This is a genomic window from Niabella soli DSM 19437, from assembly GCF_000243115.2.
Taxonomy (GTDB): Bacteria; Bacteroidota; Bacteroidia; order Chitinophagales; family Chitinophagaceae; genus Niabella; species Niabella soli.
The window spans coordinates 3,272,660-3,299,534 of record NZ_CP007035.1 but is presented as its reverse complement, the minus strand read 5'-3'; the positions used below and the strand labels follow the sequence as shown (position 1 = coordinate 3,299,534).

The window sequence follows — 26,875 nt, the reverse complement described above, 5'->3', positions numbered from 1 at the left end:
AATAATTTTTGATATGCTAATACATCCCGGTGTATTAGCATATCTGTTTTTCCGGATCCTCAAATTGATTTACTTTGAAATTGCTCAGATTATATTTTGGTATAATTGCCGCCATACTGGTTTGTGGCTGTCATCAAAAAGAAACTGCTAAAAAAGATAACTCCGCACACTTATTTACATTATTGCCGGGCGATAGCACGCATGTTTCCTTCAGTAACACGCTTACCGAGGGGCCCAATATTAATGTGCTGATGTATGAGTATGTCTATAATGGTGGCGGGGTGGCCGTGGGCGATCTGAATGGCGATGGACTGGAAGATCTTTATTTTTCGGGCAATATGGTTGACTGCAAATTATACCTGAACAAAGGCAATATGCAGTTTGCCGACGTTACCGGCAGTGCCGGCGTTGCAGGGCGACCGGGACCCTGGAAAACAGGTGTAACGATTGCCGATGTAAACGGGGATGGTAAGCCCGATATCTATTTATGTTACTCCGGCAAAGTGCGGGGGGAGCACCGCATCAATCAGTTGTTTATTAACGAAGGGAACGATCAGCAGGGAACGCCGCATTTCAGCGAACAGGCCGCCCAATATGGTTTAGCAGATTCTTCCTATAGTACGCAAGCGTATTTTTTTGATGTTGACCGCGATGGAGACCTGGACATGCTGCTGCTGAATCATAACCCCGATAATTTACCGGTGCTGGACGAAGCAAGTACGGCCGCGGTGCTTTCCAAACCGGACCCCAATGCCGCCCCCAAATTGTTCCGCAACGACAATAATCATTTTGTTGACATCACGGCGCAGTCCGGCATCAGTCATTCTGCGCTCAGCTATGGTCTTGGTGCTGCGATCGCCGATATCAACCAGGACGGATGGCCGGATATTTATATTTCGAATGACTATGGTGTGCCCGATTACCTGTACCTGAATAATAAGAACGGAACCTTTACGAACCAATTGGCATCGGCCCTGGGCCATATTTCCCAGTTTTCTATGGGTGATAATATATCGGATGTTAATAATGATGGCCTGACGGATATTTTTACACTGGATATGTTGCCGGAAGATAATAAGCGGCAAAAACTGTTATTTGCTCCTGATAATTATGAGAAATTTGATCTGAATGTACGCAATGGATTTTACTATCAGTATATGCGCAATATGCTCCATTTAAATAACGGCGATGGCACTTTCAGTGAGATCGGGCAACTGGCCCATATATCCAATACGGACTGGAGCTGGGCGCCGCTTTTTGCCGATTATGATAACGACGGCTGGAAAGATCTTTTTGTGACCAACGGTTATACACGCGATTTTACCAATATGGATTTTATAAAATACATGAATGACTATATACAAAGTAAAGGGCGTTTAAAACGGGAGGAAGTATTGGAACTGGTGAAGAAAATACCGGCGTCTAATGTAAGCAGTTATTTTTTTAAGAATAACGGCAACCTGACCTTCTCCGATGTTAGTAAACAATGGGGCATTACGCAGCCTTCCAATAGTAACGGGGCAGTTTATGCAGACCTGGATAACGACGGCGACCTGGATGTAATTGTGAATAATATTAATCAACCCGCATTTATTTACAGAAATGAGCGCTCGCAACAAGCGCATAATAACTACCTGACCATAAAACTAAAAGGCGATAAAGGCAATACCGAGGGCATTGGCGCCAAATTGTACCTCTATCAGAAAAATAAGCAACAATATCTGGAACAAATGCCTGCGAGAGGGTATCAGTCTACTGTATCGGCTATGCTGCATTTTGGGTTGGGGGGCGATTCGGTGATCGATTCTTTAAAAGTGATCTGGCAGCGCGGCGGCATGCAGGTTATTCCCAATGTTAAAGCCAACCAGCAGCTCACCCTGGATGAAAAAAATGCCAATTTAGTGTACCGCCCATCTGCTCCCGTAAAGCCGGCTTTCCAGGAAATCAAATCGCCGATATTATACAATAACGCAAAGAACGCCATTAACGATTTTAAAAGACAACCCCTGCTGATCAATCCCCTCTCCTTCCAGGGCCCCTGCATGGCAAAAGCAGATATTAATAAAGATGGCCTGGAAGATATTTATGTGGGTGGTGGAAGCGGGCACCCCGGTGTGCTGTACCTGCAGCAGAAAAACGGCAGCTTTATACCACAGCAAAGCCCTGATATTAAAGCAGATTCTTTATATGAAGATGGGGATGCCTTATTCGCAGACCTGAATGGAGATGGCTTTTTAGATCTGTACATAGCAAGTGGCGGGTACCATAATTATGCACCGGATGACCCTCTGTTGCAGGACCGGATCTATATAAACGACGGCAAAGGGCATTTCAAAAAAGATAAGGAAGCGCTGCCCGCTATGCGCGAAAGTAAAAGTTGTGTTCGGGCTGCCGATGTTAATGGAGATGGCTTTTTGGATCTGTTTGTTGGGGGCCGGGTGCTGCCCGGGCAATACCCGCAAACACCGGTAAGTTACCTGTTGATCAACGACGGCAAGGGGCATTTTACGGATCGGATCGCATCCCTGGCGCCCTCCCTTCAAAAGGCCGGCATGGTTACGGATGCCGCCTGGGTAGATTTGAACGGAGATAAGAAAAATGACCTGATCGTAGTGGGCGAATGGATGCCGGTTACCGTTTTGATCAACCATAACGGAAAGCTGGAAGATCAAACGGCTCAATATTTTGATCAGCCTTTGAGCGGATGGTGGAACAAAATACAGGTAACAGATGTAAACAAAGACGGGAAGCCCGATATTATCATAGGAAACCAGGGAACCAATATGCAATGCAAGGTAAGCGATAAGGAGCCTGCGGAACTTTATTATAAAGATTTTGATAATAACGGATCGATCGACCCCATTCTGTGCTTTTATATCCAGGGCAAGACTTATCCTTATGTAACGCGCGATGAACTATTTGACCAGATGAGCAGCATGCGCACCCGTTTCCCTGATTATAAAAGTTATGCAGGTGCAACGATCAAAGATATTTTCACCCCGGAAGAATTAAAAGACGCAAAACGGCTAAAAGCAAATTGTTTGGAAACCTCTTTGTTCCTGATGGGGGCGGATAATAAATTTCGCAAAACAGCATTGCCTGTTCAGGCCCAGTTTGCGCCGGTATTTACCATTACGCCACTGGATTTTGATAAAGATGGTAATGAAGACCTGCTGCTTTGTGGAAACAGCAATCATGCAAGACTACGGTTTGGGAAAAGCGATGCGAATTATGGTGTGTTGCTCCGGAACGATGGTAAAGGCAACTTCAGTTATCTGCCACAGCCGCAGTCCGGCTTCCATCTAAAAGGGGATATCCGGAGCGTACTGGAGATAAACAATATTTTATTTTTTGGGATCAACCAGGGAGCCATTGAGGCGTACAGGGCAAAAGCAAAATAATGACAAGGAAAATTTTATTGGGGCTTCTTTTATTTTATAGCTGCGGGTTACCCCAAAAACAACCAAGGGATTTTGATAACATCGATATCAGTCAGGTTATAACCCGGATGACTGAGGTGATGGTGCACGATATTACGAGCCCGCCGCTGGCGGCAAGGTTTTACTCCTACGCCTGTTTGGCCGGTTATGAAGTGCTGGCAGCCAATAATGATTCGCTCCAAACCATGCGGCATGTGCTAAACGGATATCCGGTCATTAAAAAGAATAAAACCCTTACAGGATATAATGTAAAGTTAAGCGCCTTACTGGCGATGTTGGAAACAGCAGGCAGCATGCAGCCTTCAGGCTATCTTTTAAAAAAATACGAGCAGCAGTTTCTTGATTCCTGCAAAAATGCAGGATTAGATGCGCAGGTAATTGATCAGTCCCACCGGTATGCGACTTATATCAGCGACAGGATCCTTGCGTATGCCAAAGCAGACGGCTATAATAAATTAAGCGCCCTGCCCAAATATACCCCCCTTGGGAATGAAGGGAACTGGTACCCCACTCCCCCGGCATTTATGCAAGCGGTAGAGCCTTACTTTAATAAGGTACGCCCGTTTACGTTAGATTCGGCAGCGCAGTTTAAGCCGGCTCCCCCGGTGGCCTTTTCAAAAAGTAAAGAGTCAGGCTTCTATACGCTTATGATGGGGAACTATAAGGAAATGTTAGACTCATCAAAAAAGACAATCGCTGCCTTTTGGGATTGTAATCCTTTTGCCGTGCAGGATAACGGGCATCTGATGGCAGGGGTAAAGAAGATATCCCCGGGAGCACATTGGCTGGGCATTACCGGCATAGTCTGCGCCACTACGAAAAAAAGCTTTGAGCAAACGATGTTTATTTACACAACAATGTCAGTAGGGTTAATGGACGCGTTTATCAGTTGTTGGGATGAAAAATTCAGAAGCAACCGTATTCGACCCGAAACCGCTATACGAAAGTATATAGACCCCACCTGGGAACCGTTGTTGCAAACGCCGCCCTTTCCGGAATATACGAGTGGCCATTCAGTAGCATCGGCTACTTCGGCAACAATTTTAACACACTATTTTGGCGATAATTTCCCGTTTACCGATAGTGTAGAAGTTTCTTATGGACTGCCTCCCCGAAAATTTGCTTCTTTTCAGAATGCAGCAATTGAAGCCGGCCTTTCAAGGTTTTTTGGTGGCATTCATTTTATGGACGCCATCAACAACGGGCGGGAGCAGGGGCTGAAAGTGGGAGCCCGGGTGTTAGAAAAGATCAGCGCGGGTTCAAAAACAAAATAAAAGTATAATGAGCCTGAAAAACGAAGGAGGGCGAAGGTAAATCCCATCATTAAAGAACAAGATTTCTCCGATCACTTCTCCCGACCTTCATCGGAGTTCGTCGAAACGACGGCAACATTAATGATTGGTTTTCATAACTTAAAAACAACATATGTCATTGGCAGTGGGGTCCCGAATGTTTTCGCATATGCGTTAAGGCCCCATCGGGGCCGCTGGCCGGTAGATGGTAGGTTAAACGTAGCATTGCGGCCTGTTAGGGCCGCCAGGTGATGGAGACATTGATAACCAGGACCTAATATTTTTTGCATGAAGAATCTAAATTTCGTTAATCACTAAACGCCCCGGCTGGGGCGTAATAATCGTAGATGACATTTTTTCTACCTACCGGCAGCCCCCATTGGGGCTGGTTGATCTTCTTACCTACCTTGACGCATATGCGAATGTTTTCGGGACAGAACCGAGAGGTCTCCGGATTCCTCCGCTCGTTTTGCTTTACGGGCAAAACTTCGGTCGGATCCGATAACTATCGGATGACGCTCCTTATATAAATTCATTTCCAGCAACTTGCAGCACTTGTCATTAACAGCTTGACGAAGCCTTTTCTAATTAGTATTATTGCAGCGTTGATTTAAAAATGTATAAAAAAAGGTTATCTCAAAAGGCGGCGGCATCTGTTGCGGCCACGGGTTTTGAGATAACCTTTATGTGCTCCGGTTATGCCGGCTTATATCGTCTTACTATTGATATCCCGGGTTTTGCTCCAGCAGGCTGTTTTTTTGTTGCTCGTCCAAACGGATCGGACGAAAATACATTTTGTCCAGCCAGGTCCGGTTTTCCAGGCTGTTGGTTTCAACGGGAGTATAGGTATAATCGAACAAAGTCTTATCCTTCCGGTAGGGGGAAGGCGCGGTAGCTCCCGGTTTTAAAACGCCGGTTACCTGTATATAAACCGCTTTTCTGCCAATTGTCTGAGCGGGAATCATCCATCTTCTTGCATCAAAGTAACGCTGCTCTTCGAAAACCATCTCCACTCTTTTTTCACGACGGTAGCGTTGACGTAGCGCATCGCCGGATTCTGTAACCGCCGGCATCCCCGCCCGGTACCGGATCTTGTTCAGCCAGGTTCTTGCTTCATCATCCTGGCCCAGTTCAATACAGGCTTCAATATAGTTAAACATGGCTTCGGTATACCGGAAGAAAGGCCAGGGAACATACTGGCGTCCGGAGTTATCCCGCAGGTTGGGGTCGGGGTCAATAAACTTGCGGAAATAATAGCCGGTAAAGCTGCCGTTCCAGTTTTCGATCGGCCCCTGGCGGGTGTCCAAACCGGGAAGAATGGTTCCGTTTATAGTGTAAGACCCTGTTTGTATCTGGTTGGCCGGATCTTCAGGCCTGCCCCGTGGCTTCCAGGGAGCGCCATCATACAAAAAGCAAATATAAAACCGGGGCTCGCGGTTTACATAGGGGTCTGCTTTTTCAGCCGGGTTGTTCCAGTCAAATTGCGTTCCGTCCATCATACCATAGTCATCCACCAGCTCTTCTATCGGCGTATTTCCCGCCCAGTTATTATAGCCGTTAGGCCCCTGTCGCAAGCCATGCTGTTGCGCGCCTTCGTTCAGGTCCGGACTAAAGGTCCGTTCAAAGATCGACTCTTTAGTGGTGGTAACAGACGGATCGGCGTCGGGGTGCTTACTGGCGCCGCCCATGGCGATGGACAGGTAATTCTTTTTCGCATCATCAAAGGAGGCCGGGGCGGTAAGATTCGTCTTGTAACCGGAACCGGCTTCATCCAGCACCTTTTTTGCAGCGTCCCGGGCGGCTGTCCAGCGGGCCATTCGGTCGCCGCTTACGAAACCCAGTAGCTCCGGTTTGGCAAACCCGGATAATACTGTTGACTTTGTCTTGGCAGTGGGTATATCATGCAGGTCGCTGGCATCATAAAGCAACTGCCGTGATTTGAGCGCCAGCGCCATGAGCGCAGAAACATCACCGCGTTGCATCTGTTTATCTTTTAGTAGTGTATAAGCTGTATCGGCCTGCTTTACTATAAAATCACTCACTTCTGCATAGGTATTGCGGGCCATTTTAAAATCATCCCCCAGTTTATAGGATTTTGTGATCAGCGGCACCCCGCCATAAAAACGCAGCAACTGATGGTAATAATAGGCGCGGAGTAGCCGGGCCTCTCCTTCCAGCTTTTGTTTTAAAGAAGGATTATCAAAAGTGGCGGTAGCCAGGCCTTCCAAAGCCAGGTTGGTCATGCGGATAATATTATACATATTCCCCCAGTCGGTAGCCGCAAGTATCAGCCCTGTGTTGGACGGGTTTAAGTTGCCCTCCATTGCTGTATTGATGCCCCTGCCGGCGTGGGTAAAAATGGATTCATCCGTAAAACTGGACAGCATTTCTTCCGAGAATCCGCCTTCATATAATCCGGCATATAACCCGTTTATAAAAGCCTGGGCAAGAGCAGGGTCCGACCAGGTTACGTCCGAGGGAAATTTACTCTGAGGCTTGGTATCCAGGAATCCTTTATTACAGGCAGTAAACACAAGGCTTGCTGCCAAAAGGAACAGGATATTTATATAGTTTGTCTTTTTCATTGCTGTATAATTTTTAGAAAGTTACTCTGGCTCCTACGCTTAAGATTCTGGATTGAGGATAAATATATCCGTTCTCTGCAGTTCCTTCCGGATCCCATAGTTTCAACTTTTGCCAGGTAACCAGGTTCTGCCCGCCCAGGTATACCCGGAACTGTTTAATGCCGATTTGCTTTCCAATATTTGGATCCAGGTTGTAACCCAATTCAAAGTTTTTAAACCGCAGGTAATTATTGCTTCTTAACCAGTAGGTGTTTTGGCGGTACCCGGATGTATAATAGGTATTGGTACGGCTCACCAGCCTGGGGTCTACACTGCTGGGGTTATCGGCCGACCAGCGATGGTTATAACTGTAATCTAACCAGTTACCAAATTCACCTGTTTCGTTGAAGTTCAGTAATTGCAAGCCACCGAAGGCCCCCTGGAAAAGGATAGACAGATCGAAGGATTTATAGGCCATATTAAGGCTGAAACCGGTGGTGTAGATCGGATCCCTGGTTTTATCCAGCCTTACCTGGTCCAATGCGTCAATTTTACCATCGCCATTCACATCCTTGAACTTCATATCACCGGGGCGCAGGTTTTTTTCAACGGCATCATAGCTGATCTTGCTGGTAGTGGCGGCTATGTCTGCGGCATCTTTAAATACCCCGTCATACTCATACGCCAGGAAAGAATAGCCGCTGGTTCCAAAGGGGTGCCCGGTGGCGCGCTGGTAAACTGGTACGCCCGGGTTTTCATCCCAGAAAACCACTTTATTCTTCGTGTAAGCACCGTTCAGGCTCACCTGGTAAGTAAACTCATTTACCCGGCCATTATAACCCACGCTAAATTCAAAACCCTTGTTTTCCAGTTGTCCTGCATTTACAGGTGGCAGTTTCCCGGAAATACCAGAGCTAAGCGGAGTGGAGCCTAACCGTTGAATAAGGATCTGCTTCCGCTGGTTTCTAAATACTTCAAGGGTGAAATTGATCTTATTATTCAATAGGGTTCCGTCCAGGCCCAGGTTGGCGTTATCGGCCACTTCCCAGGTAAAATTGGGGTTGGGTACGATGCTTTCCTGTAATGATTTAACCACCTGACCGTTCTGTATCCGGGTTCCATACTGGTACAGGGACAAAAAGCCGTATTCAGGAATAACCCCGTTAAATTCCACCTGGTCGTTACCCATCTGGCCGTAGGAAGCGCGGAGTTTCAGATTATTAACAAATCGTGCATTTTCCATGAATTTCTCCTTGGAAATATTCCAGCCCGCCATTATACCGGGGAAGAATCCAAATTGCCGGTTTACAGGGAAGAAATAAGAGCCATCATAACGCCATACAAATTCGGCTAAATATTTCTCCCGGTAGTTATAAGTGGCTCGTCCGAAATAGCTCAGTGTAGCCCGGTTAAAAGCGCTGCCGCCAAGGTTTTGCGAAACAGTGCCCCCGGCATCCAGGATGTCCAGGGCATCAGAAATAAAATAGCGCCGGTAAGCGAAGAAATTATCCCCGTCTCTTGTTTCCCTTTGTATACCGGCCATAATGCCAATGGTATGCGCGTCCTTGATAACGCGGTCATAGCTCAGCATGCCCACCATATTTACACGTAATTCAGCCTCATCCGCCTGTCTTAGATTTGGGTCGGTAAAAGTGGACCGCAACGTTTTGGTGAGTTTGGGGGTGACGCCATCGGCTTCATAGGTTTTTTTATCCCAGTTATACAAGTACCAGGGAGTGGCAAACCGTTTGTCGCGGCGGATGTATTTATCCACGGCCCCCTGCAGGGTCAGTTTTAACCCCTTTACCCAGGGATTGGTAATATCTATCTGGCCGTTGGATTGAATATAGTCTCTCTTATTACGATCGTACCCGGTAACTCCTGTGGTAATGGCAACGGGGTTTTGACCATTCTCGATATCCATCCCCGGGAGTCCGTTGGGCCATTGGGCTATTTCAGTAGGTTTACCACGTAGCAGCATCCTGAAAATAGTACTGGCACTTTCTGTTGGGTAATGACGATATTCCTCCCGGAGGCTGATGCCAAAAGTAGTAGTGATATATTTGTTTACCTTGGCTTCGAGGTTCATCCGCATATCATATTGCTGGTACCCGGTTGCAGAGTTTTTGTAATATGCATCCTGCTTTAAATAGCCCAGGGATGCCAGGTATTTCACATTTTCCGAGCCACCGCTAACCTGCAGGGTATGATTTTGCTGGGCAGCCCATTTTTTGAATACGGTATGGTACCAGTCGGTATTGGGGTGTGTCAACGGGCTGGAGCCATCTGCAAATTTTTTCAGGTCGTCTGGCGTATAATAGGAGTTTACAACTCCGCCAGCTTTTTTTGTATAGGATCCGGTTGTTTTAAATGCCTTCCAGGCGTCGCCCCATTCTGCGTAGGGTACATCAGAGAATAGTTTCTGTTCATTCATCAGCTCGGCATACTGTGCGGAATTGCTCATTTTTGGAATGGTGGTAGGTTGCTGCCAGCCCCTGCTAAAATCGTAGCTGAGCATCGGTTTTCCTGCCTTTCCCTGTTTGGTGGTGATCAGGATAACACCGTTGGCCGCGCGTGCTCCGTAGATGGCAGCCGATGCATCTTTTAGCACCGACATGGTTTCTACTTCAGCGGGATTAAGGCGCTCCAGTCCACCCGCGCGGTCGGGCACCCCATCAATAACCACCAGGGGAGAACTGTTTCCCAGTGTATTGGTTCCCCTAATGCGTAACGTGGAGCCATCACCCCCCGGCTCTCCGTTTCGCTGCATGGCGGTTACACCCGGCAAACGGCCCGCCAGCGAGTTGGACAGGTTCACGGCCGGTGATTTTTCCAATTCAGTCCCTTTCACCTGTGCTACAGCACCCGTAACGGTTACTTTTTTCTGTTTACCATAACCCACAACTACTACGTCTGTCAGTTGCTCCGACTTACTGCTTATGAGGGTTATGTTGAGATTACTTTTATTGCCTATAGCTACTTCCTGGTCAACAAAGCCCACATGAGAAACAACCAGGATGCCACCGGCGTTGGGCACTTTAATAGTAAAAACACCTTCTGCGTTAGTGGTAACCCCAACAGAAGTGCCTTTGAGCAAGACGGTTGCACCGTCAACAGGCGCTCCTTTTTCATCTGTAACTTTTCCGGAAACGGTTTTATCCGGTGGATGTTTTGTAATTAAAGGGTTTGCATAACCCAGGGATGCAAAGAAAAACAAACAAAGAGTAAGCATCCATTTTGTTACCCAGAGCCCGTTTGTGGATTTGAAAGGCGCGTGCAGAGTAGGCACACGCAGGTTACTGCATTGAAGCATAAGATTTCTGGTTTAGTAATAAAAAGTAGTTGACGGCAAAGCAATTCAGGGACAAGTCAACCTATCGGGTCAAATATAAATCTTTTAATTTTTAATTCACCCGTTACTAACAAAATAAATGTAAGAAATACAAAAACAAAAAGAGGAACAGTAGTATGGATTGATTTAATAAAAAAAATCTGTCAGTATAACAGACAGATTTTCAAAAGTTGTAAAAGAATTTGGAAACTATTTTTTATCAAACATCAGTGCCTGCACTTTTTCTTTGTCCTCTTTCTCTTTTTTAAGATCGAACATCGTACCAAACACATGATCCCAGATAGTACTGCTTACACCAAAGCCTTTATGCTCGTCTTTGTAATGATGCAGGTGGTGATTGCGCCACAGGCCTTTCATCCATTTAAAGGGCGGGTTCCAGGCATGAATGGCGTAGTGCATGGTTCCATACATTAAATAGCCCAGCATAAACCCGGGGAAAAACATTAAAGCGCGGGAGCCCATAAAAAGATAAAAAACGCCCAATAAGGCGGATGCTATAATCAGACTGGGCACCGGTGGCATAAATAAACGCTGGCGGTCTCTTGGGTAGTGATGGTGGTTGCCATGCATTACATAAGAGATCTTTTGCGCTGCGGGGTTATCGCTTACCCAATGAAAAATAAACCGGTGCGCCAGGTATTCAAAAAAGCTCCAGGAAAAAATCCCAATAAAAAAGAATAAAAAAACAGCGCTCCAGCTATAATTATTAGTGTCATTGCTATAATATAACATATAGGCAATAACAGGAATATACATACCCCAAATAACCAACGGATGTGTTTTTGTCAGCATCTCCAGGTAGTCGTTCTTAAAAAGCCTGGCCTGTCCTTTATTATGAATCTTCTCGAATTTCATGGCGCAAAATTACACTAAAATAAATTGATGATGGTATGACCTCTGTCAAATAACCAATAATTGCGATATATTGTTGCAGGGTGTGCGTAAGTTATAGTACGGGTATTCCTGGAAGAAGCGGCCCTGTTGCTTTTGGCGCGTTAGTGTTTATAAGAGTTAAATCAAAACGATCAGTTGTATGTCTTGCGCCAGTTGCTTAAATCAGGCGTCACAGTCCGTTTTTTATTCAATTCATGGCGATAGATGATATTTCCTACTTCTTTAAAAAAGGGGTAGCCGATGGTTTCATATTCGTATTTGTTATCATTCAATATGCCGTCACTGTTTACATAAATGGTGCCGCTCAGCATAAACTCAACATTATTTTTAAAATCCACCACATAACAATAATCCGTTAAAAACCCATAGCTCCAGCCGGCTTTATTGAATACTCTTATATAAGAAAGTATTTTTTCTTTGCCCGCGCGGAAAAAGAAAAACTTGGTATAACTGTCAAAAAATTCGGTGGTATCATATTTCGGGAAACGGCTTTCATAAGGAAGTTCAGATAGATACGTGTACAGCAATTCATAGTCTTCTTTCTTAAGCTGGAACCGCTGGCTGGCTGGAACCGATGAAGGAAATAATACGGAGCGCAACAAATGATAGCCATCCTCCAATGGAAGATTGTTGTGCGTGGTAAAATCCATCGGCGTGTTGATGAGACTGTCGTTTTTGTCCCAATGGCCTTTGCCAACAAGGATCTTGTTTTTGGGGAACCGGAAACGGATAGTGCTGTAAGCCGGGGGCTGTGTGTAAATTAATTGCCCCTTGTTAAAAAAACGAATGGCATTGGTATGCCGGTTCTCTTCTTCGGTCATAGGTGTAAACCGGCGGGTGATGCGGATATCGTTGTATCCTTTTTTCCAAAGAGACTCGTTTAAGTATTGCTGTCCGTCAAATTCATATAACCGGTTGTAGGCCTCATTATCGCTGACCAGGAATATTTTTTTTATATAGTGGGCAATAGAAGGCAGGTTATTTTCCGCTGTAGAATCGGTGGTAACGGCTGTTTGGCCGCTGTAGGAACTGTCCGTAAGCATTACATCCTGCACCGTGATCTTACCGTTAAGCTGGTTGATCTTTTCCAGCGCGGCAAAGGCCACGGGCATTTTTACGGTGGACGCCGGATTGAAGTAACGGTTTCGGTCCACATTAAGGTAATGATCGATAAACTGCGGTTCCTGGTTTTTATTTCTTTTTATTTCCGTATAAATAAGCTGGTATTGAAAGGTATCCGGTTTGTTTAAAACATCCGTCAGCAAGGGCGAAGCATTTTTCCGCAATAATTGTTCAAAGAAGCCGTCATTTTTGATTTGAGCAGTAGTAGCCATCGAACAAAGGAATAAAAGGATCAAACAACAAGTACGTTTCATTCGGAAAAGATACAACATCGTGAAATTGTTTCAAAAGGAATATTCAGCCGGGAAGCCCGCGACCAGGGGACTTGTGTGACAGCAATAGTACAATTCTGCCGCGCATCGCCCCAGTCTCCCGTGTCTCACCAGGAAACCAAACTAACACAGGGTTTGTTTTTAATGCCCAACCTTAAAAAACTATGGCTTCCAGAAAGAACCTGTGTTATTCTGTGCCTTCTGCGGGAAACAAAAATCTTATTTTCCCTTCCCCGAATCCACTTACATTTGTGCCAATATTAGTTTTATATGAAGGAAACTCCGTTTACGCAAAAACACATCAACCTGGGAGCCAAAATGGCTGAATTTGCAGGGTATAATATGCCGATCAGTTATTCGGGAATAAATGAAGAACATCAAACCGTGAGGAAAAATGCAGGAGTGTTTGACGTAAGCCATATGGGCGAATTTATTGTAAAGGGCCCGCAGGCGCTGGAACTGATCCAGCGGGTGACCAGTAATGATGCAGCCAAATTAAAAAAGAACCAGGCGCAATACAGTTGTTTTACCAATGACCAGGGCGGTATAATCGACGACCTGATCGTTTATTGTATTGAAGAGAATGCGGTTTATATGATTGTTGTTAATGCGGCAAATATCGACAAAGACTGGAACTGGCTCACCAGTCATAACAGCAACAGCGCAGAGCTGCATAATATCTCAGATAAAACCTGCCTTCTGGCGATTCAGGGACCCAATGCCACGGCCCTCTTGCAGCCCTTAACGGATGTGGACATCCTCAATTTAAAGTACTATACTTTCGAAAAGGGTACGTTTGCCGGTGTAAAAAACGTTTTAATAAGCGCCACGGGTTATACCGGAGCCGGTGGTATTGAGATCTATTTTGAAAACAGTGATGGCGCTGCTGACAAAATATGGGAGGCACTGTTTGCCGAAGGCGGCCCGAAGGGACTAAAACCAATAGGCCTGGCAGCCCGCGATACCTTGCGCCTTGAAATGGGCTATTGCCTCTATGGTAATGATCTGGATGACACCACCACCCCGCTGGAAGCAGGCCTGGGTTGGATCACAAAATTCACCAAAGATTTTACGGCCAGTGAACGGCTTAAAAAACAAAAAGAAGCGGGCGTGGAACGCAAACTGGTCGGCTTTGAATTAACAGATAAAGGCATTCCGCGTCATGGATACGAGATCTGTGATGCCGGTGGAAATAATATCGGAACCGTAACATCTGGCACACAAGCACCATCGCTGGGTAAAGCGATCGGGCTGGGTTATGTAAAAAAGGAGTTTGCCATTTTTGATACGGCGCTCTTTATTAAGGTGCGTGATAAATTACTGAAAGCAAAAGTGGTGAAACTACCCTTTGCCTGAGCGCTGTTTTTGATTGTAAAGACCTGTTTTTAATGAACGATAAACCCACACTGTATACATCGTTATCCCCGGCGCTGATCCATTTATATGATCTGCAGGATACCGTAGTGGTTATTATTGATGTGTTCCGCGCTACTTCAACCATAGCGGCAGCCTTGCATAACGGCGCCGGATCTGTGATCCCGGTTGATTCCGTTTCCGAAGCCATTAAGATCAGTAAAGAGGTTGGAGGGATCGCTGCCGGCGAACGCGACGGTAAATTGGCGGAAGGGCTTAGCCACGGCAACTCTCCCATGGAATATAAACGGGAATTTATTGAAGATAAAGTCCTGGTACTTACCACAACCAATGGCACCCGGTTGCTGCACATGGCTTTGGAGCTGGGGGCGGATGATATTGTGACCGGATCGTTTCCGAACCTGTCTTCTGTATGTAATTACCTGTTGCAGCAAAAGAAAAATACGGTTCTGGCCTGTGCCGGATGGAAAGATAAATTTAACCTTGAGGACACGCTTTTTGCGGGCGCCGTTATCAATCGCATTAAAGACCATTTCTCCATTCATTGCGACAGTTCGTTTATGGCGGAATATATGTATACCCATAATAAGGCTGATTTATTGAGCTTTGCAAAAAACCTGACGCATTATCATCGCCTGGTAAACCGGTTCGGGTATATTGATGATATTGCTTTTTGCCTGGAAGAAGATAGTGCAGATGTGTTGCCGCTATATAAAGACGGACATCTGGTAGCGGGATAAACCCCCAAAGGTACAATTTTTTTCTGTGTAATACGCGCACTAAATTTTCTTAAAATCTTGCCCAAATACTAGGAAAAGCCGATAAGATTCATTTATTTTTGCCGATTGTCTTTTTTGTAATCAAACCCTCAAACAGGGCCTTTGTTTTGATTATGAAAAGTGGCTGACTAAAAAATGTTTTATGCCGGTAATGCGGTAAGACGGAAAGTTTTAAAAGATCGAAAAAAAACAAAACTTCCCGTTTTTACAGGCTTCCCGGCTAATTATTAGTTTCCGGCTTTTTGGTCACCCCAAAAAATAATTTTTAACTAAGCATAATTCAATAGATTGGCATTACCACATTTATTAAAACACGTTTACACATTTGGAACGGATGAAGTCATTCGCAGGGGAAAGAAAACATTTGCGCTGGGTTTTGTTGAACTGATAGAATACGACAAGCTAACCGGTAGCATCTTCTTCAGGGTAAAAGATGATACCTACAGCACTTTTTACAAAGTACATATTCAAAAATTCAATGATCCCAGGAACATTTCCTTAAAATGTAATTGTCCCTACAACCTGGGCGAAGTTTGCAAACATGAAGTAGCGTCTTTGTTCCAACTGCAGGAGCTGATCGACAAGGGACAGTTGGATGATGAAGAAGTGTACTACGATCAGCGCCATACAGTGGTAAAGATCCGCAGCCTGGACGTAAGGTCTATTCGCTATCTGTGTGCTCCGGAGACGTTTAACGAAGCAGAAAAATTCCTGCAAAAAAAGAAAGCAAAGATCCTCTACGCACAGGATGAAACGGTACGGGCCATTGTATCGTTAAACGAAACGGATTATAAAGTGGCGATCAAAAAGAATGATGAGCGGAATTTTGATACCAGTTGCGAGTACGAGGATACCGATCATCCGCTTTGTTTGCCCAAAGTGATCGTGTTCCTTCAGTTAATAAAACAACATGGCGCCGATTATTTTGATACCATCCGTAACCGGGATGTTGAAAAGAACAAACTCCTGGAAGCGTATGGATACTCTTTAAGTGATAACCTTAAAGGAAAATTTGAATTTGTTTTCAAAGACGGAAAACCTTTTTTGCGGGTATTGGATCCAAAGATCAAAAGGATCAATACGACAGTGCTGACCGACAAGCCGGCCGCAGTACAGGCAAAACAACAACAGTTGGTTGAGAAAGATGATGTTGCCGTGGCAGAAACGCCCCCCGACCGCAAACTGGGGCTGGTGTTCGACTTTAACAAATCGGCCTACCCGTTTTTCCAGGTGCACGTAGTTTCGGGGGAACTGAACGAAGCCGGAACGGGTTTTGCGGGGAACACTGCCGCGCTGGATATTACCCATTTTATTGATACCAGCGAATATAATGAAAATGACATTAACCTGCTGAATGCCGTGCGCCGCCTGCAGGATATAGAAATCAACAAATATATCAGTCGCAATACACCGTTCAATACCTCCTGGGAAGAAGAATTGCCGGACGCGATGCCCGGCAAAGAAATCGTGCAGCTCGTTAATGAATACATGTTGCCCCGCCTGCGCAGGCTGATCGCCGACGCTGGAACGGATGCGCTCGCGTTTATGCTCCCGAAAGGAAAGGAATTTGTTACGGCTAATATAGAACAGATAGATATTTTTCCTGAACCGGCGGTTACGGAGTTTTATGTGGACCGCGAAGGTGCAGATGCCTTTAGCTGCGATTGTTTGGTGCGCTTAAGAGGCATGGTGCACGGGGTAGAGCAGAATGAGAGCCCCTCGCCGCTGGTGTTCCTGTATAACCACCAACTGTTTTTATTTAATAATTCAGAAACGATCAGCCTGATTGAAAAATTTTTACCCGGTGGTAAAATGATCATACCGGCGTCTGAATGGGCGGCAACCTTACACGAGTTTATTCTGCCCCTGGCAAAAGAGCACAAGGTGGATTTTGACGCCTCCATGCTGCATGTGATGAAAAATATTGTCCCCGAGGCCCGGCTGCTGCTGATAGAAAAAGGGGAGCACCTTGTGTTTAAACCACAGTTTTCTTATAAGGGCTATGAAACGGACCTTTTGGGGAAAGAAGTTTTTCTGATCCCGGAAGGAGATAAGATCATGGCCATTCATCGCAATAAAGAAAAAGAACAAGCCTTTGTTGCACGGTTAAAAAACCTTCATTCCAATTTGATAATGAATGAAGAAAATGGCACGCTGTCATTAAAAGGCACAGAAATATTAAAAGACAACTGGTTCTTTTTATTCGTGGATGCCATGAAGGAAATGCAGGTGCCGGTGTTTGGATATGACGCCCTGCGTAACTTTCGTTTTAATACCGCCAAACCGCAAACCAAAATATTTATCTCGAGTAATACAGACTGGTTTGATGCCAAAGTGGATATTTTATTTGGCGATCAGCAGGTATCTATTGCCGAGGTAAAACGGGCGCTGGCCAACAAACAAATGTATGTGCAGTTGAATGACGGCACCCTGGGCGTTTTGCCGGAAGAGTGGCTAAAGAAATACTCCCTGTTATTCCGCGTGGGCGAAGGCGCCAATCAAAACCTGAAGCTTTCCAAATACCATAAAAGCGTGGTGGATGAGCTCTTTGAATTAAAAAATGAAGAAGAGCTGGTGTTTGAGCTGGAAGAAAAATATAACCGCTTGAGGGACTTTGAAAAAATTCATGAGATCGACCCGCCGGAGCACCTGCAAACCGTGTTGCGCCCTTACCAGATGGCCGGCTTTCAGTGGATCAATTACTTACGCAATGTGAACTGGGGCGGCATCCTGGCGGATGATATGGGTTTGGGTAAAACCGTACAGGCCCTTTCTTATCTGGAGCATTATAAGCAGGAGCACCCGGATGCAAAGATCCTGGTAATTTGCCCCACCACGTTGATCTATAACTGGGAGAATGAAATAAAAAAATTCACGCCTTCCTTATCCTACCGGATCCACCACGGCCCCACCCGTACCCGGAATACCGAAGATATAGTTAAACAGGATGTAATTATTACCACCTACGGAACCCTGCGGAGCGATATAAAATTATTTGTGGGTATTCCCTTCGATTATGCAGTGCTGGATGAAAGTCAGGCTATTAAAAATCCTGCCAGCAAGGTTACAAAGGCGGCCTACCTCATTAATGCAAAACACCGTATCTGTATGAGCGGTACGCCCCTGCAGAACAATACCTTTGATATTTACGCGCAAATGAATTTCCTGAACCCCGGCATGCTGGGTAGTATTGAATTCTTCCGGCAGGAATTTGCCATCCCCATCGATAAACTGGGCGAAGCCGATCGAAAAGAACATCTGAGAAAATTACTGTACCCGTTTATTTTAAGGCGCACAAAAGAGCAGGTGGCGAAGGACCTCCCGGAAAAACAGGAAATGATCCTTTGGTGCGAAATGGAAGCCGAGCAACGCTCCATATACGACGCTTATAGGAACGATTACCGCGATAAGATCCTCGGCAATATTGAAGCACAGGGCATCGGCCGGTCGCAAATGACCATTTTGCAGGGGCTGATGAAACTGCGCCAGATCTGTGATTCTCCCGCCATCCTGAATGAAGAAGAATCGTTCGAAAATCATTCGATAAAAATAGATGAGCTGGTACGGGAGATCTCAGAAAATATGGGCGATCATAAAGCCCTGATCTTCTCCCAGTTTTTGGGAATGCTGGGGCTTATCCGGCAAAAAATGGATGAACTGGGCATTAAATACGAATATTTTGACGGAAGCACTTCTGCGCCGGATCGTGAAAAAGCGATTCAAAGCTTTCAGAAAAATGAAGAAGTACGGGTATTCCTGATCTCGTTAAAAGCCGGCGGGGTGGGGCTCAACCTTACCGCGGCAGATTATGTTTACATCGTAGATCCCTGGTGGAACCCGGCAGTGGAACAACAGGCGATCGACCGTACGCACCGGATCGGGCAAACAAAAAATATTTTTGCTTATCGTATGATTTGTAAGGATACCATTGAAGACAAGATCCTTAAATTACAGGATAAGAAAAAAGCATTGGCAAAAGACCTTATTTCTGATGAATCGGGATTTGTAAAATCATTAACCAGGGAAGATGTGGAATATCTATTTAGTTAATCGTGAAAGGTGAAACGATAAACGTAAATAACGCTCGTTTATCGTTTCGCGTCTTCCGAAACTATACGCCATTCTGCAATTAATCTAAGCGTATTAGGGTATGTGTAAAAATAAGGATGGTAGAAAATATCTTTTCAGCTCCGGCAGGAGCGGCGTGTTTGTAGAGAATGTGCGAGGGGAGATTGGGCCCCATAGGTGCCCCGTGTTTACGCGGTCCCGCTGAGGCGGGAGAGCCGATGTGTCTTTGCACAACGATGCTAGAAACACTGGGCTCCCCCGGAACCAAAATACCCCGTCTGAGTTGAGCGTTTCTTTATCAAAAGTGCATTTGTCATACATCTTATATGGCATATGTAAAAATAAGAATGTCATAAAATATCTTTTTCGCCGGGAAGGCGGTAAGCCGGGAAAATAAAAGCTTCCCGTTTTTCCGCCCCGGCCGTAAATAAAACAAACAATGAAATTCAGAAGATCCATATTGCTTTTTATCATAGGCCTCGTTCTCATCGCTTACTTTACCAAACCCCAAAAGGAGCGCTTTATGACATTTATTCAGTCTGCCCATCAACTGCCGCCGGTGGTCGATTACCAGGATAAGTTCCTGTATGCGACGGTAACCGCTGTTTATGTAGATGCGCAAAACCCGGTAACCGAAAACGGCCGGCTGGTGGCGCCCGCACGAAAAGAAAAATATGTAGGGGTGTTTGGCCGTTACTGGAAATTGGATCAATAAGCCGCGTGCTGCGTGGTTCGATGCAACTGCCGGTATTCCCTGGGAGATACGTTGAATTTCTTTTTAAAAATCCTGGAAAAATAGAAAAGGGTCTCAAACCCTGTTTGGTCAGCCACTTCAATCACGGGAAGGTTGGAGGCGCGCAGTAATTCCGATGCCTTTCCCAGCCTCAATTCCAAGTGGTACTGGTTGGGCGACATCCCGGTTACCTGCTTAAAGTCTTTTCTGAATTTGGAATAGCTCACCATAAGCTGTTTGGCTATCGCCGTCATAGACACATCGCTTTCTAATGCTTCCTGTAATAAAAATTTGGCTTTAGAAATATACTGCAGCGCATCATTGATATTTTCCTTTTTATAAACAGAGGCCGTATAAACCTGCGATATTATTTGCAGGGCGAATCCGGCAATTAGCTGGTGATACCCGGGTGCCGCGGTTTTAATGGTGCCGATCAGGTCATGAAAGGCCATCAGGAGGCTTTCGTTCAGCCCCACATGAATGACCGGGTTTTTTTTATTAAAAAAATCCGATTCCATCAGGTGCTGCGGATAAAAGCCGTTGAACCCGATCCAGTATTCTTCCCACCCTATTTTTGACAAAGGTTTATAACGGTGCCAGGTGCCGGGAAACAATAAAAAACAGCTTCCTTCATTAACCGTGGAGGCCTCCTGGTGGGCGGTCTCAAATACGCCGCTCCCCTTCGATATAAAAACGATATAATAATCATTAAGGATGCGCCCTTTGTTCCAGGTAAAACGGTGGGTGTTCGGGTGATCTTTACTCACCGGGTAAGGCTGGTGTTCCCGGATCTTTGAATAGCCTACAGTGGTTACATAAAGCCCCCAGCTATCCTCTACAGATGTTTTTGCCAGGTATTTGTGAAAGTTCAACATTTTTAACTGAATATTTTTTGGTTGTTAATACAAACGCCACTGACTTACGAAATAGTTGCCGAAGTACTTCACCTGGCCGGACTCAGAAAGTATAACTGCGTCAGATGTTATAACTGACCTGCCGGCGGGATCCGTGTATTTATGCCGTTTTAAAGCTTCTCAAAAACAAATAATCTTCTCTCTTCAAAAATATGGAAAATATCAAAAAGTATAAATTAAAAACTCGATTGTGTATGTGGTTTGGGTAGTTGGTATAGTATATTCGATAAACGGTTGTGGGGCGTGTGAACGATTGGCCCGAAAGCCCGGTTAAGTGTTGTTTTTATAAGTTCATACCATTTTGTGTGGTAACAGGCACATTTTGTTTATGATATGAAAAAAAGTATACGAACCGTCGTAGCGGGCGTTTGTGGGGAATCTGTGTTCTATAAGATGGGTTAGCCAGGTATTTAAATGGCCGGGTACGAAAGCCTGTACCCCGGGGACTTGTTTTTGATAAATCAGAAAATGTAAATTAATACTCCGTCGTTTGCCGGAGATCACCTTTATTGTCTATTTTAAAAGAGCACTTATGATGTTGTACACATTACCAAAAACAGTATCGTTTTTTAAACGATGCCTGCTATTATTACTCCTGTTTGTTGGAGGACTGGCGCATGCCCAGCAAGGCGAACAAACAATTTCCGGAACCATTACCCTGAGCCGTACATCCGATGAATTATCGGGTACCTCTGTAAATGTAAAAGGCCGGTTGGCGGCCACCACAACAGACCGCAAGGGAAGTTTTCAGTTGAAAACGCGGCTGCCGGCGGTATTAATCGTATCGCGCGTGGGCTATGGCACACAGGAGGTAACGGTAACAGCAACCGACCCGGTTAACCTCTTGCTAACGGAAGGAAATAATAATTTGAACGAAGTAGTAGTGGTAAGTTATGGTACCCGGCAAGCCAAAGACATTACCAGTGCCGTGAGTACGCTTAATGCTGCCAAGGCACAGGATATTCCGGCGGCAGAATTTGGACAAAAGCTCCAGGGGCGCGTTTCCGGCGTACAAATTAATATGGCCAACGGGCGCCCGGGCCAGGGTATCGACATGCGTATCCGGGGAGCGGCTTCGCTAAGCGGCGGGTACCAGCCATTAGTGGTGGTTGACGGACAGATCTTATCAGGCGCCGACACCAAAAATGGAGATATGAGCCTGATCAATCCGGACGATATTGAAACCTTTACTGTTTTAAAAGATGCAGCAGCAGCGGCGCTTTACGGTTCCCGCGCAGGGAATGGCGTTATCTTAATTACCACCAAACAGGCAAAGGCGGGCCGCACCAGCGTTACCTTTAATACCTACCAGGGCTGGCAAACCGTACCACAGCAGGGCCGGCCCAATATGATGGATGCCCATGAATTTGCCACTTACATGAAAGGCGTTTACGAGGATAAAATAGCATACGAAGGCTATACAAAAGGCATTCCTAACGACTATGCCAACCCCGATCAGTATGGCAAGGGCACCAACTGGTATGACGCGCTGTTGCGTACGGCTCCTATGCAGAATTATTCGCTCAATTTATCTTCTGGGACCGAGAAACTTTCTTCATCTTCTACCCTGTCTTTTTTTGACCAGGACGGCGTACTGTTGAATACCAACCTGAAACGGTTTTCTTTCCGGTCCAATACGGAATATCGTCCCGGCGACCGGTTCAAGATCGGCCTGAACCTGGCGCCCTCCTACCAGGTGGAGGAAAATACACGGAGCTATACCGATGGCAATCGTCAGATCATAGCAAACGCTACGGCCGCATCGCCCTTAAAGCCCATTTATAATGCCGACGGAACATTCAACAGCAACGTAAGCTCTTTTGGTATGCTGAACCTTAACAACCCGGTACAGCAATTGCTGCTGGCAGATGCGCGTTTTAAATCGCTTCGCTTGTTGGGTAATGCCTATCTTGATATCGCTCTTTTAAAAAATCTCCATATCAAGTCCACCATTAACGGGGATCTGGGCACTTACCAGCAGGATAACTATCAGGGAACGATGTATGGTATTGGATTAGGCGCGTCAACCTTGCCCCGGCCAACATCCAGCTCCACCGGGGCACACGCCTCCTATAATTATGTATCCTGGCTGAATGAAAATACGCTTAACTACAATTTGCAGGTTAACGATCATCATTTGGATGTTTTAGCCGGCTACAGTGCTCAGAAGTGGAACCGGGAATACCGGAACATCAACGGCTCCAATTTTGCCAACGATCAGATATACTGGATCTCCGGGGCCGCAGTTACCAGCGGGTCTACCAATAAAGACGCCTGGTCTATGGCGTCTGCTTTTGGCCGGTTGAATTATGATTTCAAAGGTAAATACCTGCTGACGGCGACTTTTAGAAGGGATGGCTCTTCCCGTTTTGGGCCGTCTGTAAAATATGCAGACTTCCCCTCCGTTTCTGCAGGGTGGATCATTAGCGATGAAGGGTTTTTTAAGAAAAATGATGTGGTGTCTTTCTTAAAATTAAGAGCCAGCTATGGTAAAACCGGTAATTTTAACATTGGGAATTACACGATGGTCACCAACGTTACGGGGTCTAACTATGTTTTTGGCGGAACCCTTACCCCCGGGTTTGTATTGAGCCCAAGTTTAGGTAATCCGAATGTTACCTGGGAAAGCTCTGCACAGGTGGATGCCGGTGCCGACATCAATTTCCTGAAGAACCGGATCGTTTTTTCCTACGATTATTATAGCAAGATCACCTCCGGGATGCTTTACCAGCTCAGTCTTCCCTATGAGTCAGGATTTAGCAACGTGCAGATGAACGTAGGTAAGTTAAGAATGTGGGGTCATGAATTTTCGATCAGCTCCCGTAACCTGGTAGGTGCTTTTGAGTGGACAACAGATTTCAATATTTCCCTAATGAAGAATGAGTTACTGGAGTTGCCATCGAATAATATAAAGTTTATTGGTAACAACACCACCTATGCGGGCTACAACCGCACAGTGCTGCACGGCCCGATCGGTCAGTTTTACGGATATGTGTTTGACGGGATCTATAAAACGCAGGCGGAATATAATAGCCAGCCTAAATATGTTACCTCCGCACCGGGATCTGCCCGCATGAAGGATGTGGACGGAAACGGGGTGGTGGATGCCAACGACCGTACCCTCATCGGCGATCCCAACCCCAAATATAATTATGGGATCACTAATACCTTTCGCTATAAGAATTTTGACCTGAACATTGTGGGTTATGGCCAGGGAGGCAACCAGATCCTGAATGCCAACCGGGCAGACTGGACCAATCTGGATGGAGTAATGAATGTTGCAAAGGATATGATGAACCGGTGGCGTTCCGAAGCCAACCCGGGCAACGGCCTGGTGCCCAGCACCCGCAGCGGAACCACCGAGCTCTACCGCCTGGCAAATTCGACCTGGGTGGAAAACGGTAACTTTTTTACAATAAAAAATATTGCGCTGGGGTACACGTTCCGCCAAAATATATTGAAATATGTACGGTCGGCCCGCATCTATGCCAGCGTGCAGCAGGCCTTTGTTTTCACCCATTATTCAGGGATGAACCCGGAGGCAAATTCTACCAAGGATAATATTACGGGAACTTACGGACAGGACCTGAGCACCTTCCCTATCCCCCGTACGTTTATGATCGGGGCCAATTTTAGTTTTTAAAACGCACAATTAAAAAAGATCATGAAAAGATTTAAATATACAACTGCCACTTGCCTGGCAATAATAATACTGCTGTCTTCCTGTAAGAAAGATTTTCTGACCCTGTATCCCGAAGGCAATTTGAATGAAGGCATCTTTTACAAAACAGATGCAGATTATCAGCAGGCAGTAGTGGGAGCTTATACCTCGTTACGGGATATCGCTAACAACGCATTCTGGATGGATGAAATGCGCTCGGATAATGCCACCTACGATTATTACGCCAAAGACCGGGGAAATGCCGCCCGCGAGAATATTTCCACCTTCCTGGACGATGCCACCAACGGCGTAACCCTGGTGCGCTACCAGGCCGCCTATACGGGTATCAACCGTGTGAATGCGGTGCTGGATCATTTGGAAAAGAACACGACTATGTCAGATTCTCTGAAAAACCTGATCACAGGCGAGGCCAAAGCCTTAAGAGGACATTATTATTTTGACCTGGTTCGTAATTTCGGGGATGTGCCGCTCCATTTGCATGAAACGGCTGCTTACGACCAGGCATTTCTTCCAAGAACTCCTGCTGCCGATGTATATACACAGGTGATCAGCGACCTGAAGGATGCTGTAAACCTGTTACCGGCGCCTACTTTTGCGGATGCGCAAACCGGCAGGATGAATAAAGGCGTTGTGTCAACAGAACTGGCGGCGGTTTATATGCAGCGTAAAGATTATACCAGTGCGCTGCCGTTGCTGCAGAGTGTTACGAAAATGGGCTACACGCTTCTGACCAATTTTAGCTCCATTTTTGATCCCGCAAATAAACTAGCCAGTAAAAACAGGGAGCTCATATTCGACGTGCAGTATCAATCCGGTACCACAGGTCAATCCAGCGCCTTTATTTATCGTTTTATTCCAAACATGCCGGCTACAACCGTTTTGTTGGGCGTAAACTTTAACGTAAACGCCTATGGCGGATGGGATGTGCCTACAGACAACCTGATAGCCGCATTTGAACCCGGTGATACCCGGTTTGCGGCTTCCGTGGGCGTGGTAGAAGGAACCATCAACAGCAACCAGGATTTTGTTCCCACAAAAGTGGTAAGCGCGGTAAATTACACCGCACCTGCAGGGGTTACAGCAAAATATTTTTGTAAGAAATATTATTTCCCGCCCTACCCGAATACCAATCAGAATACAGATCAAAACTGGCCCTTATATCGCTACGGAGACGTGTTGCTAATGCTGGCCGATTGCCTAAACGAAACCGGGGCTTCGGGTGATGCGCTGCCTTATATCAACCAGGTAAGAACGCGTGCTTTTGGCGATGCCGCGCACAACATTACAACAACGGATCAGGCTCAATTGCGCAATGCCATTGCTTTGGAAAGAAGAAGGGAGCTGGCGTTTGAAAATAAAAGATGGCAGGATTTGATCCGTACCGGTCAGGCAGTTACTGTAATGACAGCCTATGGGATTACAGCAAAACAAAAATATCCCTATATGCTGCCACAGTCCTTTACGGTAACGCAAAACAAATTGTTATACCCGATTCCACAAAACGAGCGAAATCTCAATAGCCAATTAACACAAAATCCGGGGTATTAATGCCCTCTAAACACAATAAACAATGAAGAGCGAATTAACACAGGAACAGATCGGCTATTACCGGGAAAACGGTTTTTTAGTAGTTGATGATTTTTTATCGCCTACAGAATTGCAGGAATGGCGGGAAGCAGTTACAGACGCCATCGCCGAACGGAACGGGATCAAGATCCCCGGGCAGAACATAAAAGTTGGAATGGACGACGGGATTAACGAAGATGCAGAATATTTCTCCAAGGTTTTTGATCAACTGTTGAACTTGTGGCAAACAAATGAACGGGTCAAAAAGATAATGTGTGATGAACGCATTGGGAAAATGCTGGCCGAACTTTCAGGGGCAGACGGAATACGGATCTGGCATGACCAGGCCCTGTTTAAAAAACCCTGGGCCAATCCCACTTCCTGGCACCTGGACACGCCCTTCTGGTCTTTTTCGGATCGTAGAGCCCTATCCATCTGGGTGGCATTAGATGATGCAACGCTGGAGAATGGCTGTCTTTATTTTATCCCCGGCTCGTTTAAAGAAACTACTTTTGAAAACAAGGGGATCGGTAAAAATATGGATGGGATTTTTGAGGTATATCCGCAGTTTAAAAAAGTAAATTCTGTTGCGGCAAAAATGAAAGCCGGCAGTTGCTCCTTTCATAACGGGTTGACTATTCATGGCGCCGGCGCCAATATGACCAGCGGCCATCGCAGGGCAATGACCTGTGCCTACATGCCGGACGGAAATATTTTTAACGGGGAGCCCAATATTCTGCCGGAAGACTATCTTAAAACGCTGGCCGTTGGCGACCTGCTGAATAATGAGGAACAAAATCCATTGATCTATCATAAATAAATT

14 protein-coding genes are annotated in these 26,875 nt (G+C 45.8%); 9 read left to right on the top strand and 5 right to left on the bottom strand.

From position 1 onward, the window contains the following. Positions 1-74 precede the first annotated feature (74 nt). Both NIASO_RS14030 and NIASO_RS14025 read left to right on the top strand, forming a co-directional pair. Positions 75-3,401, top strand: coding sequence for a VCBS repeat-containing protein (locus NIASO_RS14030; RefSeq protein ID WP_008586827.1), 3,327 nt, complete (start codon positions 75-77; stop codon positions 3,399-3,401). Then, positions 3,401-4,714, top strand: coding sequence for a vanadium-dependent haloperoxidase (locus tag NIASO_RS14025; RefSeq protein WP_008586826.1), 1,314 nt, complete (start codon positions 3,401-3,403; stop codon positions 4,712-4,714). The genes NIASO_RS14030 and NIASO_RS14025 overlap by 1 nt, the downstream gene beginning before the upstream one ends. 737 nt (positions 4,715-5,451) lie before the next feature. On the opposite strand, the gene NIASO_RS14020 is transcribed toward NIASO_RS14025, so the two are convergent. The 4 genes from NIASO_RS14020 to NIASO_RS14005 all read right to left on the bottom strand — a co-directional run bounded on the left by NIASO_RS14020 (position 5,452) and on the right by NIASO_RS14005 (position 12,918). Next, positions 5,452-7,317 (bottom strand): RagB/SusD family nutrient uptake outer membrane protein, encoded by a 1,866-nt coding sequence (locus NIASO_RS14020; RefSeq protein WP_008586825.1) that lies wholly within the window; start codon positions 7,315-7,317, stop codon positions 5,452-5,454. Positions 7,318-7,330: 13 nt separating this feature from the next. Next, positions 7,331-10,609 carry a SusC/RagA family TonB-linked outer membrane protein gene (locus NIASO_RS14015; RefSeq protein ID WP_008586824.1) on the bottom strand — a complete coding sequence of 1,093 codons (3,279 nt, stop codon included), beginning with the start codon at positions 10,607-10,609 and terminating at the stop codon, positions 7,331-7,333. A 228-nt stretch (positions 10,610-10,837) separates the two neighbouring features. Then, positions 10,838-11,503 (bottom strand): sterol desaturase family protein, encoded by a 666-nt coding sequence (locus NIASO_RS14010; RefSeq protein ID WP_008586823.1) that lies wholly within the window; start codon positions 11,501-11,503, stop codon positions 10,838-10,840. A gap of 170 nt (positions 11,504-11,673) precedes the next feature. Next, positions 11,674-12,918: a serine hydrolase gene (locus NIASO_RS14005; RefSeq protein WP_025298989.1), complete on the bottom strand. Its 1,245-nt coding sequence runs from the start codon at positions 12,916-12,918 to the stop codon at positions 11,674-11,676. 288 nt (positions 12,919-13,206) lie between these two features. Between NIASO_RS14005 and gcvT the strand changes: the two genes are divergently transcribed. The 4 genes from gcvT to NIASO_RS13985 all read left to right on the top strand — a co-directional run bounded on the left by gcvT (position 13,207) and on the right by NIASO_RS13985 (position 19,872). Beyond that, positions 13,207-14,292: a glycine cleavage system aminomethyltransferase GcvT gene (gcvT, locus tag NIASO_RS14000; protein WP_008586821.1), complete on the top strand. Its 1,086-nt coding sequence runs from the start codon at positions 13,207-13,209 to the stop codon at positions 14,290-14,292. 32 nt (positions 14,293-14,324) lie between these two features. Next, positions 14,325-15,050, top strand: a complete 726-nt coding sequence (locus tag NIASO_RS13995) for a 2-phosphosulfolactate phosphatase (protein WP_008586820.1) — start codon at positions 14,325-14,327, stop codon at positions 15,048-15,050. A gap of 327 nt (positions 15,051-15,377) precedes the next feature. Continuing rightward, positions 15,378-19,139: a DEAD/DEAH box helicase gene (locus tag NIASO_RS13990; RefSeq protein ID WP_008586819.1), complete on the top strand. Its 3,762-nt coding sequence runs from the start codon at positions 15,378-15,380 to the stop codon at positions 19,137-19,139. Between the two features lie 457 nt (positions 19,140-19,596). After that, positions 19,597-19,872: a hypothetical protein gene (locus NIASO_RS13985; RefSeq protein WP_025298988.1), complete on the top strand. Its 276-nt coding sequence runs from the start codon at positions 19,597-19,599 to the stop codon at positions 19,870-19,872. On the opposite strand, the gene NIASO_RS13980 is transcribed toward NIASO_RS13985, so the two are convergent. Beyond that, a complete protein-coding gene (locus tag NIASO_RS13980; protein ID WP_008586816.1) occupies positions 19,866-20,765 on the bottom strand; it encodes a helix-turn-helix domain-containing protein in 900 nt (299 codons plus the stop codon). The genes NIASO_RS13985 and NIASO_RS13980 overlap by 7 nt on opposite strands. A 571-nt stretch (positions 20,766-21,336) precedes the next feature. Between NIASO_RS13980 and NIASO_RS13975 the strand changes: the two genes are divergently transcribed. Genes NIASO_RS13975 through NIASO_RS13965 form a run of 3 tightly spaced genes read left to right on the top strand, consistent with a single transcriptional unit; the run spans position 21,337 to position 26,872 of the window. Further along, complete coding sequence (locus NIASO_RS13975; protein ID WP_044046328.1) at positions 21,337-24,447, top strand: SusC/RagA family TonB-linked outer membrane protein; 3,111 nt, start codon at positions 21,337-21,339, stop codon at positions 24,445-24,447. Between the two features lie 21 nt (positions 24,448-24,468). Next, a complete protein-coding gene (locus NIASO_RS13970) occupies positions 24,469-26,034 on the top strand; it encodes a RagB/SusD family nutrient uptake outer membrane protein (protein WP_008586814.1) in 1,566 nt (521 codons plus the stop codon). A 22-nt stretch (positions 26,035-26,056) separates the two neighbouring features. Further along, the gene (locus tag NIASO_RS13965) at positions 26,057-26,872 is read left to right on the top strand and encodes a phytanoyl-CoA dioxygenase family protein (RefSeq protein ID WP_008586813.1); all 816 of its coding nucleotides are present in this window, start codon (positions 26,057-26,059) and stop codon (positions 26,870-26,872) included. Positions 26,873-26,875 lie beyond the last annotated feature (3 nt).

Excerpts from the sequence above, each read along its gene's own strand:
- NIASO_RS14025 (WP_008586826.1), top strand. The coding sequence starts at position 3,401 with ATGACAAGGAAAATTTTATTGGGGCTTCTTTTATTTTATAGCTGCGGG.
- NIASO_RS14020 (WP_008586825.1), bottom strand. The coding sequence starts at position 7,317 with ATGAAAAAGACAAACTATATAAATATCCTGTTCCTTTTGGCAGCAAGC.
- NIASO_RS14015 (WP_008586824.1), bottom strand. The coding sequence starts at position 10,609 with ATGCTTCAATGCAGTAACCTGCGTGTGCCTACTCTGCACGCGCCTTTC.
- NIASO_RS14010 (WP_008586823.1), bottom strand. The coding sequence starts at position 11,503 with ATGAAATTCGAGAAGATTCATAATAAAGGACAGGCCAGGCTTTTTAAG.
- NIASO_RS14005 (WP_025298989.1), bottom strand. The coding sequence starts at position 12,918 with ATGAAACGTACTTGTTGTTTGATCCTTTTATTCCTTTGTTCGATGGCT.
- gcvT (WP_008586821.1), top strand. The coding sequence starts at position 13,207 with ATGAAGGAAACTCCGTTTACGCAAAAACACATCAACCTGGGAGCCAAA.
- NIASO_RS13995 (WP_008586820.1), top strand. The coding sequence starts at position 14,325 with ATGAACGATAAACCCACACTGTATACATCGTTATCCCCGGCGCTGATC.
- NIASO_RS13985 (WP_025298988.1), top strand. The coding sequence starts at position 19,597 with ATGAAATTCAGAAGATCCATATTGCTTTTTATCATAGGCCTCGTTCTC.
- NIASO_RS13980 (WP_008586816.1), bottom strand. The coding sequence starts at position 20,765 with ATGTTGAACTTTCACAAATACCTGGCAAAAACATCTGTAGAGGATAGC.
- NIASO_RS13975 (WP_044046328.1), top strand. The coding sequence starts at position 21,337 with ATGATGTTGTACACATTACCAAAAACAGTATCGTTTTTTAAACGATGC.
- NIASO_RS13970 (WP_008586814.1), top strand. The coding sequence starts at position 24,469 with ATGAAAAGATTTAAATATACAACTGCCACTTGCCTGGCAATAATAATA.
- NIASO_RS13965 (WP_008586813.1), top strand. The coding sequence starts at position 26,057 with ATGAAGAGCGAATTAACACAGGAACAGATCGGCTATTACCGGGAAAAC.